Here is a 16,327-nt window from a genome sequence, read left to right as displayed (position 1 = left end):
TTTTTTAGGAAAAGTAACAAAATACGAATACCCTGACAAGGTGAAGTCACTCTAATTTTATCTGTTAGACTCGTTTTTAGTAAATTAGGGAATAAAGTATACAGATAAGGAAGTAGAGTATACTAGCCAGTGAGCTATAAGGATTTTATTTGTAGAGTGGTGAAAATGGAATGAACCATTTAAATGATAGAATTATGGAAAATTGCAAGAGAAAAATACAGATTACTGATTGGGAGACAGAAGTTGATTTAAATAATCCTGTTTCCAGATATCCGGGGAATCCAATTATCACATGTGCCGATGTTAACTGTGTTTGGAAAGATCCAAGATACCAGGTAATCACTGTTCACAATGCGGGCATTACATTCTATAACGATGAGGTGATTATGTTGTTTAGATCACATCTTCGAAATGGAATTTCTGTGATTGGTACTGCTCGCAGCCGCAATGGAATAAACAATTGGGCGATTGATTCTGAACCAAGTATAAAACCCTGTAATGATAAGGATGTGTTTGCTGAGGGAACTAATAAGAATAACTTGATTGAAAATGAAGCCGGAGGAGTTGAAGATCCAAGGATTTCTTGTGTAGGAGACACTTATTTTATTACTTACAGTGCTTATCATGCACTGGAAAAAGATAAGGTTCGTGTTTCGTTGATTACAACTCAGGATTTTAAGTCGTTTGTAAGGCATGGTCCGTTAATGGATGTGGATATGCGGAATGTCGTAATTTTTCCTGAGAAAATTAATGACCGGTATTATGCTCTTTTCCGGCCTAATGATCATACCGAAGATCACACCGGAGGCGTTTTTAAAGAGATTCAAATTGGTTGCAATAAAGATATTTTCAATAATAATTGGATTTTAACAAAGGAGCCAATTATGAGACAGGCTGGAGGACCAAGCACATTTGGCAGTAAAATAGGACCGGGTGCAACTCCCATTAAAACAAAATATGGGTGGATTAATATTTTTCATGGGGTGAGAGGCACTATGGATGGTAATCCTTATACTTTGGGTGTCGCTCTTCATGATTTGAAAAACCCGGAGAAAGTTCAGGTATCTAATATTCCGATTCTATTTCCTGCTAAAGCAGACTGCAGAACGAAAGACGAAGAGTATGTTCATGTTCCCAATGTCGTATTTTGTTGTGGTGCTCATCGTAAGGATGATGGTACAATATTTATTTATTACGGGGGAAATGATACTGTAATGAATGTTGGAGTTACACATGAAGATGTACTGGTTGAACTTTGCCTTAAATATCCTCAAAATCCTATGAATGGAATTCCGGCGTATCCATTTTAGATTTAAAAAAGCGGATAGGGAATTCTTTTTAAGGATTGCAATTTTAATATTCTTTAACACTTGTTCCAATCTGTTAACTACATTTTGAAGTAGATTTGTTTCATAGAGATTAAAGATTAGGTTTTTCATAGATTTAGTAGATTAGATTTAGGATTTTAGATAAATTGATACCCGGCCGAACACCGGGTTTCTTTTTTTTAACTGCAGTTCATCTTACCAGACCAATTACTCCAATTAATTTAAGCTTCTTTAACTTCTTTTTCAGGCAATTAACATTTTAATGATTTACCTTTAAAAAAGAATAAAACTAGTAAGTGGTTTTTTTCATAGATTAAAGATTTAGGTTAGTAATTAGTGGTTAGTGAAAAAGTCTGGTGTGATGCCCGGGCTTTTTTCATTTTATGATATTCGTTTTTCAGTCGGCTATTTTTGATGTACTTGTTTAATTTATTTGCATTTGGAGAGCATAGTGAATAACTATTTAACTTTTATTAATCAAACATGGTGGAATTAGTGAACATATTTCGTAGATTTGATATCATAACTTAATTGAATACTATCAATTTTAATCTGAAAAATTAGACCATGAAAAAATCTATTTTAATACTTTTTGTATTTGTCGGGTTCGCTCTTAGCGCACAAAATACCAAAGTTGAAGTGCTGAAAGAGTTTCTAAAAGGAACCATTCAATTGGATGCAGGCAATATTGACTTAGGACAACCAATCTTTACAATTAACGAGTTGGCCGCCAGTAAAGCTGATAAAGTAGCGGATTTAACAAAGGAAAATGTTGTTGAAGTTTTAGCCGAAGCAAAAAACTATTCTACATGCATTATCACTGTAGGAGTGCACACAATTGTTAAGATTACCGATTTTGAAGATTGCAGTCCTAGTGGCGCATGGGGTGCATGCATGCCAATGGGGAAAGGCTATATTCAAAAGGCAGGTGTTTTATCTGAAGTAAATGATTACCTTAAAAATATCATTGGACGACCAGGTTCTCAGGAAAGAAAAGTGTTTCTGTTTAAATAAAAATTTGCAATAGAATAAATGAAGAAAGTTCTGCTGATAAAAGTTGGCAGGACTTTTTGTACTTTAGTTGGCCCGTTAATTAGCCTTGGTTTTTTAATTTTTGTATCGAAGGCAAATTTAGATTCTTACTGGTAATTGTATATTTCAAAGGAAACTCTTCGGTTGTTAGCGCGGCTTTTATTGTCAGTATTTGCAACAACGGGTAAACTTTCGCCATGAGGGACAACGATTATTTGGTTATCGGGAATACCGTTTAGAACCAAATAATTTTTTACAGTTAACAAGCGTTTGTAAGCCAATTCTATGTTAGAGCTGTCGGAACCTATGTCATCTGTATGTCCGTGCATTTTAAGCGTGTAGTTCTGGTTCTTTTTCAGGATTTTTATTAAGGTTGCCAGTTTATTTCTGGAATATTCGGTAAGGGTATAATTTCCAAACGAGAAATAGATGTTTTCAAGATGATCTTCCATATCTATTTTTTCTTCTTTCTGCTCCGGGCATCCTTTGTTTTCGAAACTTCCTGCTATTTCCGGACAAAGATCTTCACTGTCAACGATTCCATCTCCATCAGAATCTACCGGACAACCGGTTTCGTCAACAATGTAATAGGAAGGCGTGTTAGGACATTGATCAATATCGTCGGCCACACCATCTCTGTCCTGGTCAGACTGTTTATCTCTTTTTTCCATTTCCTCCAAAGCCTTTCTTAAATAATCTATTTTTTTGTATTTCTCGGCCAGCAGGGTTTTAAGGATACTGCTGTCGTTGTCCAAGATTCTGTCTGGTTTTTTATCAGAAGATAGTGGGAGACTAAAGCCAAGAAGGAATTCATGATTGTTGGATGCGTATCGTCCGGCTTTTTTGATACCAAGATCATAAGAATATCCAATCGTAAAGTTTTTAAGAATCTTTACACCTAAATTAAGCCCCAGTGAGAATTCATCACGATAATTAACCGCAAACCACCCTTTGTCTTTTAAATCAGCAATAACATTCACATCGTACTGAAAAGGTGAATTATCGGCATATCTAAGAAGCAGGAACGGAGAAATGCTAAGGTTTTTAACCATATTGATTGGAAACCTGCAGCCACCGGTTACCAGCAATTGTCGGTTTAATTGGTAAAAACTTTGTTTACCGCCACTCGATTCGGATATTGAGTTGTTGAGTAGTTGAGGTACTGTGATGCCCAGTAATAGATTATTATAAGAGTAATAAACACCTAAGTTAGCCATAAACTCAGTGCTTTTGATGTTGTTGTTAAGTAAGTATGGATCGCTGGAGTCTGCTATAATTCCTGACATATCCATTCTAAAATCTGAAACTCCGGCAGAAATACCGAATCGAAGGTTGTGTTTGTCGTTGAATTTTAAACGGTACGAATAGCTAAGTAATGCTTGTGTGTTACTAAAAATACCTACATCATCGTTTGTCAGGTTTAAGCCAGCACCATATTTCCCATCATTTAATGCAGCATCTGCTGTGAAAACATGCGTAACCTGACCGCCATTAAAACCCATGAATTTTTGATTGCGGATAAGGTATGAATTGAATAATCCATTTGCTCCTGTAGCTGCCGGGTTGTATACAACAGGATTAATGTAATACTGATCAAGTAATGGCACTTGTTGTGCTTTTGCAGAAAAATCAGCAAAAGCTATTAGTATTAAAATGATTGTTGTAAGCCTTACTTGGATTCTCATAATATGCGTATATTCAGCTTAATTCTTGCCAAGAATGGATATCGTTCCCCTGATCGGGTTAATTTTTTCTGAGTTAAAATCGATCAGGTAGTAGTAAGCACCATTGGGCAGAATCGATCCGTTATAACTTCCTTTCCAATTATTTTGATAAGATTTGGCATGATAAATTTCCTGTCCGTAGATATTGAAAATGGATACCTCAGGAGCATTTAAATCCGATTCGTATTGAATCAGCCATTCGTCATTTTTCCCGTCACCATTCGGAGTGAGTGCATTGCCGACAACAACCTTTTTACCATCCTCTAAATGTATTTCGGTTAGCTGACCAGCATCTGAAGATCGGCAATAATTTGCATCAACAACAAGTATTTGATAGGTTCCTATGGCTAAATTATCTAACTCCAATACATTCTCTTCGATCGAGTAGGTATCGCCCGGATCGATAATAAATTGGTAAGGAGGTGTTCCGTCAGTTGTACTAATTGTGAGCTGTCCATCATTCTCAAATTGAACATCCCTGCTAAGAATTTGCAGTTTTGGATTTTTATGAACCACAATTTCGGGTTTTGAGCCAATGAACTCATCTGCACAATTGCCAATTGTTATTTTGTAACTGGATTGTTCCTTGGGCAGAATTTCTTCGAAAACAACTGCTTCTCCCGAACCGGTTATGCTGCCAATCTCCTCGTTTCCATCGTGCAAAATATATTCTATTCCATCAATTGACGTGGGCAGCTCAACATCTACAAGTTCACCCAGGCAAATTTCCGAGGGAGTTACAAAACTTTCCAGTGAGAGAGGGGTAATATCAAAAAGGTCAATTTGTTTACTGCTGCTTAAAATCTTTTTATCTGTACAAACAGATTCATAGGCGTAAACCTGATATTTGGTCGGTTTTAATGGCTTTAATGAAGGAAAGGTGATTGTATTTCTATTGCCTATAATGTTTGCTTCCAGAAAATTACTTCCATCGTGAATTTGGTAATAAATGCCTTCTTCACTATTTTCAATCGATAAAACGACTTCTTCGCCGACACATATTTTTTCACGACTGGCTATAAGCTCCCGATCGGTTTGTGGTGGATTGTGAACGTCAACGTCAACAGTATATCTAATATTTATTGGGTTTATGCATTTGTTTCCCAGTGCTTCAATTCGATAAGTGGTTGAAGAAGAGGGGATAGTTGGTTCAAAGTTTATGTCCTCACTATTTCCAGCTAAAGGCGATCCAATTGGAGTATCTCCGGCAAAAAGCTGATAACTAACAGCCGGGTCGGTTGGTGTCAAAGAAATTATTACTTCCTCGTCTTTGCAAATGGTATGTTTGTCAATAGTTGGGTGTAAATGATCCTCCGGAGGAAGGCCAACTAAAACTTTAGCTGTTTGTTGGAGTGTTGATGTAGAAGCACAGGTGTTGTTCGTTGCAACGATATGATAAATTACAGATCGAAAAGGAGAGAATTCAGGAAAAGAAATGCTTGAATTGTTTCCCTGAATTGGGCTTTGCTGCATGTATGTGCCATCGTATAATTGGTAGCTAACTCCTAATTGACTGCTGTTTAGTGAAATAATTGTTTTTTCTCCAATGCAGATTTGATCTTCGGATATGCTTACGGCGATATTGTCATCCGGCTTGTTGATAACTTCGATGCTTACAGTTTGAGACAGGTCAATACTTTCTAATGTTATTGCATTAATTGCCGTAATATGGTATAAGGTCGAGTAATTAGGAGTTATGGTAAAATGGATTGTAGAACCATTTCCTGCCTGCGGACTGCCAATATTTGTATCTTCAGATTTGAGTTGGTAGTTTACACCAATCTCACTTTGTGTGATATGGATTTGAGTAAGTTCTCCTTCACAGATTATTTTTTTATCAATAGTAATCGAAAGTGAATTATCCGGAATTGAAGTTAAAAGATTAATCTTGCTGTGATGTAATGAATATCCTTCTTTTGCAAAGCTTGTTGATAGTAAATAAATAATAAGTAAGATATATCGCAGTTGTTTGTAGATCTGGCTCATTAGTTATTTTTGATTACAGTATTCTTAAAAGGGATTTGCTGTTTTATATCTCTGTAAAAGGAACATGTAAAATATGTTCTTTTAAGAAAAATTAACAATTTAAGATTGGTGTTTTTGATATTTTAAGAAATTTGACACAAATCATTGGTTTCCGGTTCGTATATTTATGTGGCTGTAAATCTTAGGAAATCCCCTCGTTTAATTTATGTTTACAAATTTCACTTGAATTAAGCTTTGGTTGTATTTGTTTGATGCCTAGTGTGTTGATGTGAATTGTGGTTTTTGTGTTGTTTATTTTGATAATCGACACAAAAACAATGACGAAAAGGCATTTATTTAATGGCAAGGATTTGGGTTCAAAATTATTTGAATCTATATGCAGTGGAAGAAGTTCTCCCAATATATTTTTATACATTTGTTTGAACCATTTTAAATAAGAGAGTATATATGCAAAATGCTAAACAGTTGGATTTGGACCAAAAACAAGATAAATTAGACAGAAGATATGTGAGAATGGCTCTGATTTGGGCTGAAAATTCATATTGTGTAAGAAGACAGGTTGGAGCATTAATTGTAAAGGATAAAATGATTATATCAGATGGATACAATGGAACGCCTTCCGGTTTTGAGAATGTTTGTGAGGATGAAAACTTTCAGACTAAGCCTTACGTTTTACATGCAGAGGCAAATGCAATAACCAAAGTTGCAAAATCAAGTAACAGCAGTGAAAATGCAACACTTTATGTAACTGCTACACCATGTATTGAGTGTGCAAAATTAATAATTCAGGCTGGGATTGTTCGGGTTGTTTATTCTGAAGAATATCATAGTACGGATGGAAAAGACTTGTTGGAAAGAGCAGGGATTGAAGTGAAATATGTAAATGTAAAAGAACAGATTTAAAATATTTTTCATGGGAATTAATAACAAGAGAAGCACAATATTATTTCCAATACTTTTGGCTTTTGCTGTGGTATTGGGTATGGTGTTGAATTCCGTTTTTCAAAAAGGAGCAGGTGTTGAGCCGGGCATTTTTAATTTACAGGGTTCAGGTAGTAAGTTGGATGTTGTATTGGATATGATCGAGAAAGATTATGTGGATACTGTGTCATCCGGGGAATTGGTTGAAAAGGCTATTCCAGCTATACTGAAAGATCTGGATCCTCATACTGTATATATTCCGGCTAAAGACCTGCAGCGTGTAAACGAAGATTTGAAAGGTAATTTTGGCGGAATAGGAGTTCAGTTCATTCGCTATCAGGATACTGTTGCCATTGTGCGCGTTATTCCTGGCGGCCCGTCAGAAATTGCAGGAATAAAAGCTGGTGACAGAATTGTTATGGTTGATGATTCGCTTGTTGCCGGAGTTAAAATGTCGGATAATGATATTATTGATCGTTTGAAAGGACCGAAAGGAACTCCTGTTAAAATTGGAATTTATCGAAGAGGAGAGAAAAAGATCATTGATAAAGAATTATTAAGAGGATCTATACCTGTAGCCAGTGTTGATGTTGCTTATATGCTTTCGGACTCAATTGGATATATTAAGGTCAGTCGATTTGCGGCCACTACTTATTTTGAGTTTTCCGAAGGATTACAAAAATTGGCAGCTCAAGGAATGAAAAAGCTGATTGTTGATTTGCGGGGGAATACAGGCGGGTATCTTTCCGAAGCAACAAACATGATCAATGAGTTTTTGACTGAAGGTAAAATGATAGTATACACGCAGGGTAAATCTCAGCCTAAAGCGGATTACATGTCAAATGGAAATGGTCAGTTTCAGGATCTTCCTCTAATGGTTTTAATTGATGAGGTTTCTGCTTCTGCTAGTGAAATTTTTGCGGGAGCCATTCAGGATAACGACAGAGGCAGGATTGTTGGCCGCAGATCATTTGGTAAAGGATTGGTGCAGGAACAGAGAAGTCTTCCCGACGGATCAGCACTAAGATTAACGGTTGCCAGATATTATACTCCAACAGGCAGATGCATTCAGAAATCATACGAGAATGGCAAAGAGGATTATTACAATGATTTGAATCACCGCTTTTTGCATGGTGAATTTGAGAAACAAGATTCAATTCATTTTGATGATTCATTAAAGTTTGAAACTCCCGGGGGAAACATTGTTTACGGTGGCGGAGGTATTATGCCTGATGTATTTATTCCTGTTGATACTTCCGGTTATTCAAATTACTTTAGAGAACTGAGAAGTAAAGGGGTAATCTATCAGTATGCATTTTCGTTTGTTGACGATCATCGGGCTGAAATGCTTGAATTGAAAGATTATAAGTCTGTGCTTGCATTTATTAAACATCAGCCTGTGGTTAAGGAATTGGTTGCTTACGCTAAAAATAAAGGAGTAAAACCGGACCCTCACGGATTGGCTCAATCATTAAATGTAATTGAGATTCAATTGAAGGCCTATATTGCAAGAGATGTAATTGACGACGAAGGTTTTTACCCGATTATTAAAGATCTTGATAAAACCTTACTTGAAGCTGAAGTTTTGTTTAAGTAGTTTTTCAAAAAATATATTTCATGGGAAGGCTCGCATTTTGCGGGTCTTTTTTATTTCTGATAGTGTGATTTAAACCTTTTTAAAAAGATCAGGTCTAAAATCTGAAATCGATTTTACAATGGTGCAGTAGTGAGAATGTTAAGTTTTTACATAAATCAATTTGATAATACCATAAAACGAAACAGCATGAAAAATATAAAGAAAAACATCGCAGTAATTGGAGTTGCAGGTTTATTGATGTGTGCAGGATTAAATCTGAATGCTCAAAGAAATATGAGTTTGAATAAGGATTGTCGCAAAGGGATTGAGTATAGCGATCAGCAAAAAGAGCAAATAAAAAAGGCTAAAATAGAGTTTGCCAAGGCAACAAAAGATTTGAAAAATGAATTGAATGAACTTCGCGCTCAGCAAAAGACACTGATGTCGGCGGATAAACCAAATTTAAAAGCCATTTACGCCAATATTGATAAAGCATCTGATTTAAAAAACCGCTTGAAAAAGGAACAGTTTGCTATGAGGATGGATATAAAATCTGTACTTACTGAGGAACAAAAACAGATGAGGTTAAGTTGTGTGACAGGAAAACAGAGAATGAAGCGGGGCGAAACAAACAAGATGCAAAACGAGTATGGTAAAATGCATAACGATGGTGTTCGTAATAAAAGAGCCGTGGCATATGGCCGAGGCTTTGAGCATCAAGGAATGCAAAAGGACAGGCAAGATAAAAACCGGCTGAATCTTTCGGACGAGCAGAAGGAGCAGATGAAAGATCTTCGTATTGCTCATTTTAATGCATCAAAAGAGCTAAGAGATCAGGTGGAAATATTGCAGTTAAGGCAGAAACAAATCATGACTTCAGAAAATATTGATGAGAAAATGATCATTGAAAATATGGATCGCCTGTCGGGAATTCAGAATAAATTGGCAAAGATGAAAGTGGATCACAATATGGAGGTTCGTAAGCTTTTAACCGAAGATCAACTGATTCTGTTTTTAAGTCATTCGGGAAAGGGACAAGATTTTGGGAATGGAAACAGACATAGACGCTTTAATAATTAGATTTTATAGATTTATGATTGAGGGATCCGGGTAATTTGGACCCCTTTTTTTATGAAATAGATTTTTATGTAATTCCGTATTCATTTTTGTAGTATCTTATCAGCCCAAAAAAAATAAAAATGAAAAGATTCTATATTTATTTCCTGTTTTTTACAGCTTTTGTTCTTTCTTCTTGTAATGGACATAAGGCAGAACATGTTAAGGTGAAAGTGTTTGGAACAAGTGATGTTCACGGAGCTCTTTTTCCATACGATTTAGTTGGCGATAAAGAGACAACTTCTTCTCTTGCGCAGGTATACTCCTATGTTGATCAGGAGCGAAAGAAAGAAGGGGCTGAGGTTATTTTACTTGATAACGGCGATATTCTTCAAGGTGACCCTTTGGTTTACTATTCTAATTTTGAAAAGACTGAAACCAAACATATTTGTGCTGAAGTAATGAACTTTATGCAGTATGATGCGGGAACGGTTGGAAATCATGATATTGAACCAGGTCATGAGGTTTACGATAAATTAGAGAAAGAATTTCAATTTCCATGGCTGGCAGCCAATGCAGTTCGTAACTCAGACGGCAAGCCTTACTTTCAGCCTTATTCTGTAATTGAGAAGAAGGGTGTTAAGATTGTTGTTCTGGGGTTGATAACTCCGGCAATTCCGAAATGGTTACCGGAAAAAATTTGGTCGGGAATGCATTTTGAACCAATGATTGAGTCGGCGCAGAAATGGATGAAAATTATTCAGGAGAAAGAGAATCCTGATTTTGTAATTGGTTTGTTTCATTCAGGAGCAGGAGAGGAGCATGATAGAACAGAGGCAAACCCTGAAAATGCATCTGTTCTTGTGGCAGAGAAAGTTTCGGGTATTGATATGGTTATTTGCGGACACGATCATCAGGAGAATATTATTTGGGTGGAAAATCCTGACAAGGAGAAGGTTTTGGTGATAAATCCGCAAAGCAGAGCTCATTTTTTGGCTGAAGTTGATGTAGATTTCAGCTGGAATCAGGAAACAAAAAAGTATCATAAAACTCTGAATCCAAAATTAATTGAGGTTCGGGATTTGCAGGCATCGAAAGAATATATTGATCGTTTTCAACCTTTATTTGATGAGGTGAGTAAATATGTTTCGCGGCCGGTTGGCACTTTTAAACATAGTATTTCTACAAAAGATGCTATGTTTGGTGATTCCCCTTTTATTGATTTGGTGCAGAACATTCAATTGGATTTGGCTGATGCCGATATCTCTTTCGCATCACCACTTTCTTTTAATGCGATTATTGATTCAGGCGAACTTCAGGTGCGCGATTTATTTAATTTATATCGGTTTGAAAATTTGCTGTACACCATAAATCTTACAGGAAAAGAGATTCATGGATTTTTGGAATTCAGTTATAAAGATTGGTTTCATCAGATGGAAAAAGCAAGTGATCCCATGTTATTTATTGAAACTACTGAGAAGGGCAGCAAGCTTAGTACGATGTTTTTTAATTACAGCTCGGCTGAAGGAATCGATTATGTAGTAGATCTTAGAAAACCATATGGAGAAAGAGTAAGTATTTTGAAGATGAGTAATGGAGAGGCTTTTGATGAGGCAAAAATGTATCGCGTAGCACTTAATTCTTATCGTGGAAACGGCGGTGGTAATCACTTAACCGAAGGCGCCGGGCTTACAAAAGAGGAATTGACGACTCGTTTGATCAACTCTACCACCAAAGATCTACGTTACTATCTTATGAAATGGATTGAGGAAAAAGGAACTATTGATATTCAATGCAATCAGAATTGGAAAGTAATTCCTGAAGAGTGGCATACCAAAGCGGCCAAAAGAGAATATGAGTTGCTTTATGGTTTAAAAGACTAACCAAATAATATTTTTAATTAACTGGTGTTATTATTGAAATATAACACCAGTTTTTTTTTATGCGCTGACATAAGATTTTGCGTTGTTAATCAAAAACGGGAATTTAAGATTTAATGCAAGCTTCTGTTTTATATGTATTTATATTCTTAAGTTAAGAATGTGTTGTTTTATATCTTGTTATTATAATCGTTTATGTATTTATTTGAGCTTAATTTTAATTAAACTATTGTAATATGAAAAAAATTTTAACTCTAGTTGTTGCCTGCGTTGTGTTTGCAGGAGTTGCTTCAGCTCAGTCTGATTCTTTTAAATCGTTTCGTGTTGATGCTGGTTTATTGTATGCCATTCCAGGTGGAGATCTTTTAGATGCTGGTGTTGGATATTATTTGAATCCTAAGTATCAAATTACTGATAACATATTATTAGGAGCTAAAGTTGAAGGTGCTGTTATGGGATCAGCTGATGAAAATGCATTGGATATTTCAGCTGTTGTTTCTTATGCTGCAACCTTCGATTACTATTTTAATACCAATTCTTTCCGTCCGTTTGTTGGTATGGATGCAGGAGTTTATGCTTTAGGATCTGCTGATTTAGAACTTAATGGGGAAACACTTGCTAGTATGGATCTGGGATCTAAATTTGGTATTGCTCCAAAAGTAGGTTTTTCTTACGGTCATTTCGATATGGCTCTTCAGTACAACTTGATTTTCGGTCAAGAAAAAGGATATGATGAGTATAACTATATGTCTGTTAAAGTTGGTTTCCATTTTGGTGGTGGAAAAAAATAAGACCGTATTGTTAGATACAAAAATGGAAGGATGCTGTTTACGGCATCCTTTTTTATTTGTAAAATATTTTGCAGGAAATTCTATGCGCTGGTTTACAGGGTTTTTATATCTAAGATATTTTTTATTTCGTGTATCCTTTGTGGTTAAATTTACTTGTCATTTAACATTCGTAAATAATCCGAAACACTTCCCGCAAACACTCCTGTCGTTGTTCAATAAAGCCCATATGTCCTGAAGTTTGAAGCACAAAAGGAGTCAGTCCGTTTTCCCGGGCAATTTCACCAGCCACTTTCATAGGAATAAAATTATCTTCCTTGCCCATCATACTCACCTTTGGCATATCGAGAGCCTTTAGAATATGATTACGGTCTGGTCGGTTCATCATGGCTTCTAAGGCAGCAATAATTCCATGATCGGGAGTTTTGCAGGCAATTTGTGTAACACGCTCTATTTCATGAGCAAATTTATCCAAATTCTTATTTGAGAACGTGTTTGGAATGCTGGTTTTACAAATTTGCTCCTTTTTGCCTTGAATTACCAATTCTATTTCCCGTTTTCTATTTTTCTTTTTCTCTTCGGTATCAGCATTTGGCGAGGAATGGAATAAGCAGAAACTCTCAAGTTTCTCTTTGTATTTATCAGCGAAAGCCAGAGCCACATAACCACCCATTGAATGGCCAATGATATTGATTTTTTTGAGTTGAAGATGCAGTGCCAAGTCATTTACAGCTTCTGCCATATCTTCCACACTGCACGATTTTATCTTTAAATCAGATAATCCATGTCCAGGTAAATCAATTGTAATTACGCGTGCTAATCTGGACAGATCATTGGCAAAACTTTCGAATGTTTCCAGTGATTCCAAATATCCATGCAGTAACAGTACTGTGTTTCCTTTTCCTTTGTCGCGGTATCGAAGGTTGTAGTTTTTAAGTTGTAAAAATTGATCCATGTTGTTACTCTATACCTATTAAATAGATTAGTTTTTTTATTAAAGTGTGTTTTTGCAGATGAGACAATTTTAGTCTTAATTTTTTTCAATGATACTGTAAATTAGGTGTTTTTTACAATCTAAAATTTAAGCATCTGAACAAATTCTGGATTCTAAATTAAAACAATATCTCAAAACCTTGTTCTATAACATACAAATATTTGATAACTTGCGAACTTTAGCGCAAAATAATTAACGAATTAATTCTGTAATTGGTTTTAAATTAGAATTATATATAGATTCAAATCTCAAAATTTATAATGAACCCAAGAAATCAATTTGTTGTAGAATCAGTCTAAATAATTTACACATGTTCCTAAATATCGTTTCATCAATCTGGAGCATTTACATTTGCAAATTAATATAGTAAAGCTTACAAAAAAACAGTCTAATTAAATCTTTAAACTTATGAGCAGTTTTTTAAGTTCATCTATTGGGAAGAAGTTGGTAATGAGTTTATCAGGTCTTTTTCTTGTGCTATTTATTTTAGTACACCTGATATTGAACTCCTTTTTAATGTTTGACAGCACAGGAGAGTTGTTTAATGCCGGAGCACATTTTATGGCTATGCCGGTTATTCGTTTTGGTTTACAGCCGGTATTGTTCGGTGGTTTTATTATCCATATTATTTATGCGATGATATTAACCATTCAAAACATGAAGGCTCGTCCACAGAAGTATGCTTCTCAAAATTTGGGAGAGAGCAGTACCTGGTCTTCTCGAAACATGTTTGTTTTGGGTGGTCTTGTTTTGGTTTTCATCGCAATGCACTTAATGCATTTCTTTATTCCTATTCAGATCGAAGGGAATGTTCATGATGATTATCAGTTGGTGAAAAATCTATTTACAAATGGCTCTTTGGGAATGGTTTATACCGGACTTTATGTTGTAGGTGCTATTTTGTTGGGAATGCATCTGGCTCACGGATTTTGGTCAGCTTTCCAGTCGGTTGGTTTAAGCAATAAGCTATGGAGATCAAGATTGGAAAAAGTTGGTTATATCTACGCAATTTTTGTTGCTGTTGGATTCACAATTATTCCTTTGTATTTACACTTTTTTGCTTAATTGCTAATAATAAAAAACGGTTATGACAGTATTAAACTCAAAAATTCCAGCCGGACCATTAGCTGAAAAGTGGTCAAGCCACAAAGCTGCCATCAAGGTGGTTAGTCCTGCGAATAAGAGAAAATTAGATATTATCGTTGTAGGAACTGGTTTAGCCGGTGGATCTGCTGCCGCTTCTATGGCAGAGATGGGATACAATGTAAAAGCATTTTGCTATCAGGATTCAGGTCGTAGAGCTCACTCTATTGCTGCTCAGGGTGGTATTAACGCTGCAAAGAATTATCAGAACGATAACGATTCAGTTCATCGTTTATTTTACGATACAATTAAAGGTGGTGACTACCGTGCACGTGAGGCAAACGTTCATCGTTTGGCTGAGGTAAGTGGTGATATCATCGATCAGTGTGTTGCTCAGGGGGTACCTTTTGCACGCGAATATGGCGGAACATTATCTAACCGTTCATTCGGTGGTGTATTGGTAAGTCGTACTTTCTATGCCCGTGGTCAAACCGGACAGCAGCTGTTGTTGGGTTGTTACGCTTCTATGAATCGTATGATCGGACAAGGAAAAATTGAGATGCACGAACGCAACGAGTTATTGGATATTGTAATTATCGATGGAAAAGCTCGTGGTATCATTACCCGTAACTTGGTTACCGGTGAAATCGAACGTCACGGTGCGCATGCTGTAGTAATTGCAACAGGTGGATACGGTAACGTATTTTTCTTGTCAACAAATGCTATGGGATGTAACGGTGGTGCTGCATGGCAAGCTTACAAAAATGGTGCTTGTTTCGCGAATCCTTGTTATGTACAGATTCACCCAACTTGTATTCCAATTCACGGCGAACAGCAATCAAAACTGACATTGATGTCGGAATCTTTGCGTAATGATGGTCGTGTTTGGACTCCAAAGAAAAAGGAAGATGCAATTAAGTTGCAAAAAGGTCAGATTACAGCTAACGATATTGCTGAGGAAGATCGTGACTTCTACCTGGAAAGAAGATATCCATCATATGGTAACTTGGTTCCCCGTGATGTTGCATCGCGTGCAGCAAAAGAAAGATGTGATGAAGGTTTCGGTGTAAACGAAACAGGTAAAGCAGTTTATCTTGATTTTAAATATTCTATCGAAAGATTAGGTAAGGATGTTATCGAAGCTCGTTATGGTAACTTGTTTCAGATGTATGAGAAGATTACTGATCAGAATCCTTATGAATTACCAATGCAGATTTACCCTGCTATTCACTACACTATGGGTGGTGTTTGGGTTGATTACAACTTGATGACTAACATCCCGGGTCTTTATGCAATTGGTGAGGCTAATTTCTCTGATCACGGAGCCAACCGTTTAGGAGCTTCTGCTTTAATGCAAGGTTTGGCTGACGGATATTTCGTATTGCCATACACCATTGGAGATTACTTAGCTGATGAAATTCAGGTTCCACGTATCGATGTAAATCATCAGGAGTTTGTTAAGAAAGAAAAGGCGGTTACCGATCGTATGACTCGTTTGTACAATATCAAAGGAAGCAAGTCAGTAGATTCTTTCCACAAGCGTTTGGGGAACATCATGTGGGAATATGTTGGAATGGCTCGTAACGAGGACGGTCTGAAATTAGCGATTAAGGAAATTCAGAAACTTCGTGAAGATTTCTACAAAGATTTACGTATTACAGGCGATTACAATGCAATGAACATTGAATTGGAAAAAGCCGGTCGTGTAGAAGATTTCATCGATTTAGGTGAATTGATGGCTCGCGATGCTTTGGATCGTAAAGAATCTTGTGGAGGTCACTATCGTGAGGAATCAACTACTGAAGATGGTGAAGCTAAACGTAATGATGAGAACTTTGCATATGTTTCGGCTTGGGAATACCAAGGCGAAGGTAAAGATCCAATCTTGCATAAGGAAGAATTAGTATTCGAGAATGTGAAATTAACTCAACGCTCATATAAATAGATATGAGATGTGAG

Annotated in this window: 12 protein-coding genes; 9 read left to right on the top strand and 3 right to left on the bottom strand. The window is 36.4% G+C overall.

What is annotated here, in order from left to right:
* Nucleotides 1-194: 194 nt before the first annotated feature.
* Together ACY0M5_RS02140 and ACY0M5_RS02135 are read left to right on the top strand one after the other, a co-directional pair.
* On the top strand, nucleotides 195-1,310 hold the full coding sequence (locus ACY0M5_RS02140) for a glycoside hydrolase family 130 protein (RefSeq protein ID WP_461630662.1): 1,116 nt from the start codon (nucleotides 195-197) through the stop codon (nucleotides 1,308-1,310).
* A 585-nt stretch (nucleotides 1,311-1,895) separates the two neighbouring features.
* Complete coding sequence (locus tag ACY0M5_RS02135; protein ID WP_461630661.1) at nucleotides 1,896-2,342, top strand: hypothetical protein; 447 nt, start codon at nucleotides 1,896-1,898, stop codon at nucleotides 2,340-2,342.
* Nucleotides 2,343-2,467: 125 nt separating this feature from the next.
* On the opposite strand, the gene ACY0M5_RS02130 is transcribed toward ACY0M5_RS02135, so the two are convergent.
* On the bottom strand, nucleotides 2,468-4,045 hold the full coding sequence (locus tag ACY0M5_RS02130) for a PorP/SprF family type IX secretion system membrane protein (RefSeq protein WP_461630660.1): 1,578 nt from the start codon (nucleotides 4,043-4,045) through the stop codon (nucleotides 2,468-2,470).
* A gap of 18 nt (nucleotides 4,046-4,063) precedes the next feature.
* Nucleotides 4,064-6,070, bottom strand: a complete 2,007-nt coding sequence (locus tag ACY0M5_RS02125) for a gliding motility-associated C-terminal domain-containing protein (RefSeq protein ID WP_461630659.1) — start codon at nucleotides 6,068-6,070, stop codon at nucleotides 4,064-4,066.
* 447 nt (nucleotides 6,071-6,517) lie between these two features.
* Between ACY0M5_RS02125 and ACY0M5_RS02120 the strand changes: the two genes are divergently transcribed.
* The 5 genes from ACY0M5_RS02120 (at nucleotide 6,518) to ACY0M5_RS02100 (ending at nucleotide 12,294) form a co-directional block, all read left to right on the top strand.
* Entirely contained in the window at nucleotides 6,518-6,973 is a 456-nt protein-coding gene (locus ACY0M5_RS02120) for a deoxycytidylate deaminase (protein ID WP_160463482.1), read from the top strand.
* A 10-nt stretch (nucleotides 6,974-6,983) separates the two neighbouring features.
* The gene (locus ACY0M5_RS02115; protein ID WP_461630658.1) at nucleotides 6,984-8,588 is read left to right on the top strand and encodes a S41 family peptidase; all 1,605 of its coding nucleotides are present in this window, start codon (nucleotides 6,984-6,986) and stop codon (nucleotides 8,586-8,588) included.
* Between the two features lie 186 nt (nucleotides 8,589-8,774).
* Entirely contained in the window at nucleotides 8,775-9,647 is an 873-nt protein-coding gene (locus ACY0M5_RS02110; RefSeq protein WP_461630657.1) for a Spy/CpxP family protein refolding chaperone, read from the top strand.
* 119 nt (nucleotides 9,648-9,766) lie between these two features.
* A complete protein-coding gene (locus tag ACY0M5_RS02105) occupies nucleotides 9,767-11,506 on the top strand; it encodes a bifunctional metallophosphatase/5'-nucleotidase (protein WP_461630656.1) in 1,740 nt (579 codons plus the stop codon).
* A gap of 233 nt (nucleotides 11,507-11,739) precedes the next feature.
* Nucleotides 11,740-12,294: a hypothetical protein gene (locus ACY0M5_RS02100; RefSeq protein ID WP_461630655.1), complete on the top strand. Its 555-nt coding sequence runs from the start codon at nucleotides 11,740-11,742 to the stop codon at nucleotides 12,292-12,294.
* 160 nt (nucleotides 12,295-12,454) lie between these two features.
* Here the strand turns inward: ACY0M5_RS02100 and ACY0M5_RS02095 are convergent, their stop codons facing one another.
* Complete coding sequence (locus ACY0M5_RS02095) at nucleotides 12,455-13,246, bottom strand: alpha/beta fold hydrolase (protein ID WP_124993435.1); 792 nt, start codon at nucleotides 13,244-13,246, stop codon at nucleotides 12,455-12,457.
* A 447-nt stretch (nucleotides 13,247-13,693) separates the two neighbouring features.
* Here ACY0M5_RS02095 and ACY0M5_RS02090 point away from each other — a divergent pair, with 447 nt between their 5' ends.
* A complete protein-coding gene (locus ACY0M5_RS02090) occupies nucleotides 13,694-14,350 on the top strand; it encodes a succinate dehydrogenase cytochrome b subunit (protein ID WP_124993436.1) in 657 nt (218 codons plus the stop codon).
* Nucleotides 14,351-14,372: 22 nt separating this feature from the next.
* Nucleotides 14,373-16,313 (top strand): fumarate reductase/succinate dehydrogenase flavoprotein subunit, encoded by a 1,941-nt coding sequence (locus ACY0M5_RS02085; RefSeq protein ID WP_461630654.1) that lies wholly within the window; start codon nucleotides 14,373-14,375, stop codon nucleotides 16,311-16,313.
* Nucleotides 16,314-16,327 lie beyond the last annotated feature (14 nt).

Source organism: Labilibaculum euxinicum (genome assembly GCF_963678175.1).
GTDB lineage: Bacteria > Bacteroidota > Bacteroidia > Bacteroidales > Marinifilaceae > Labilibaculum > Labilibaculum euxinus.
This window is presented reverse-complemented; position numbering and strand designations above follow the sequence as displayed.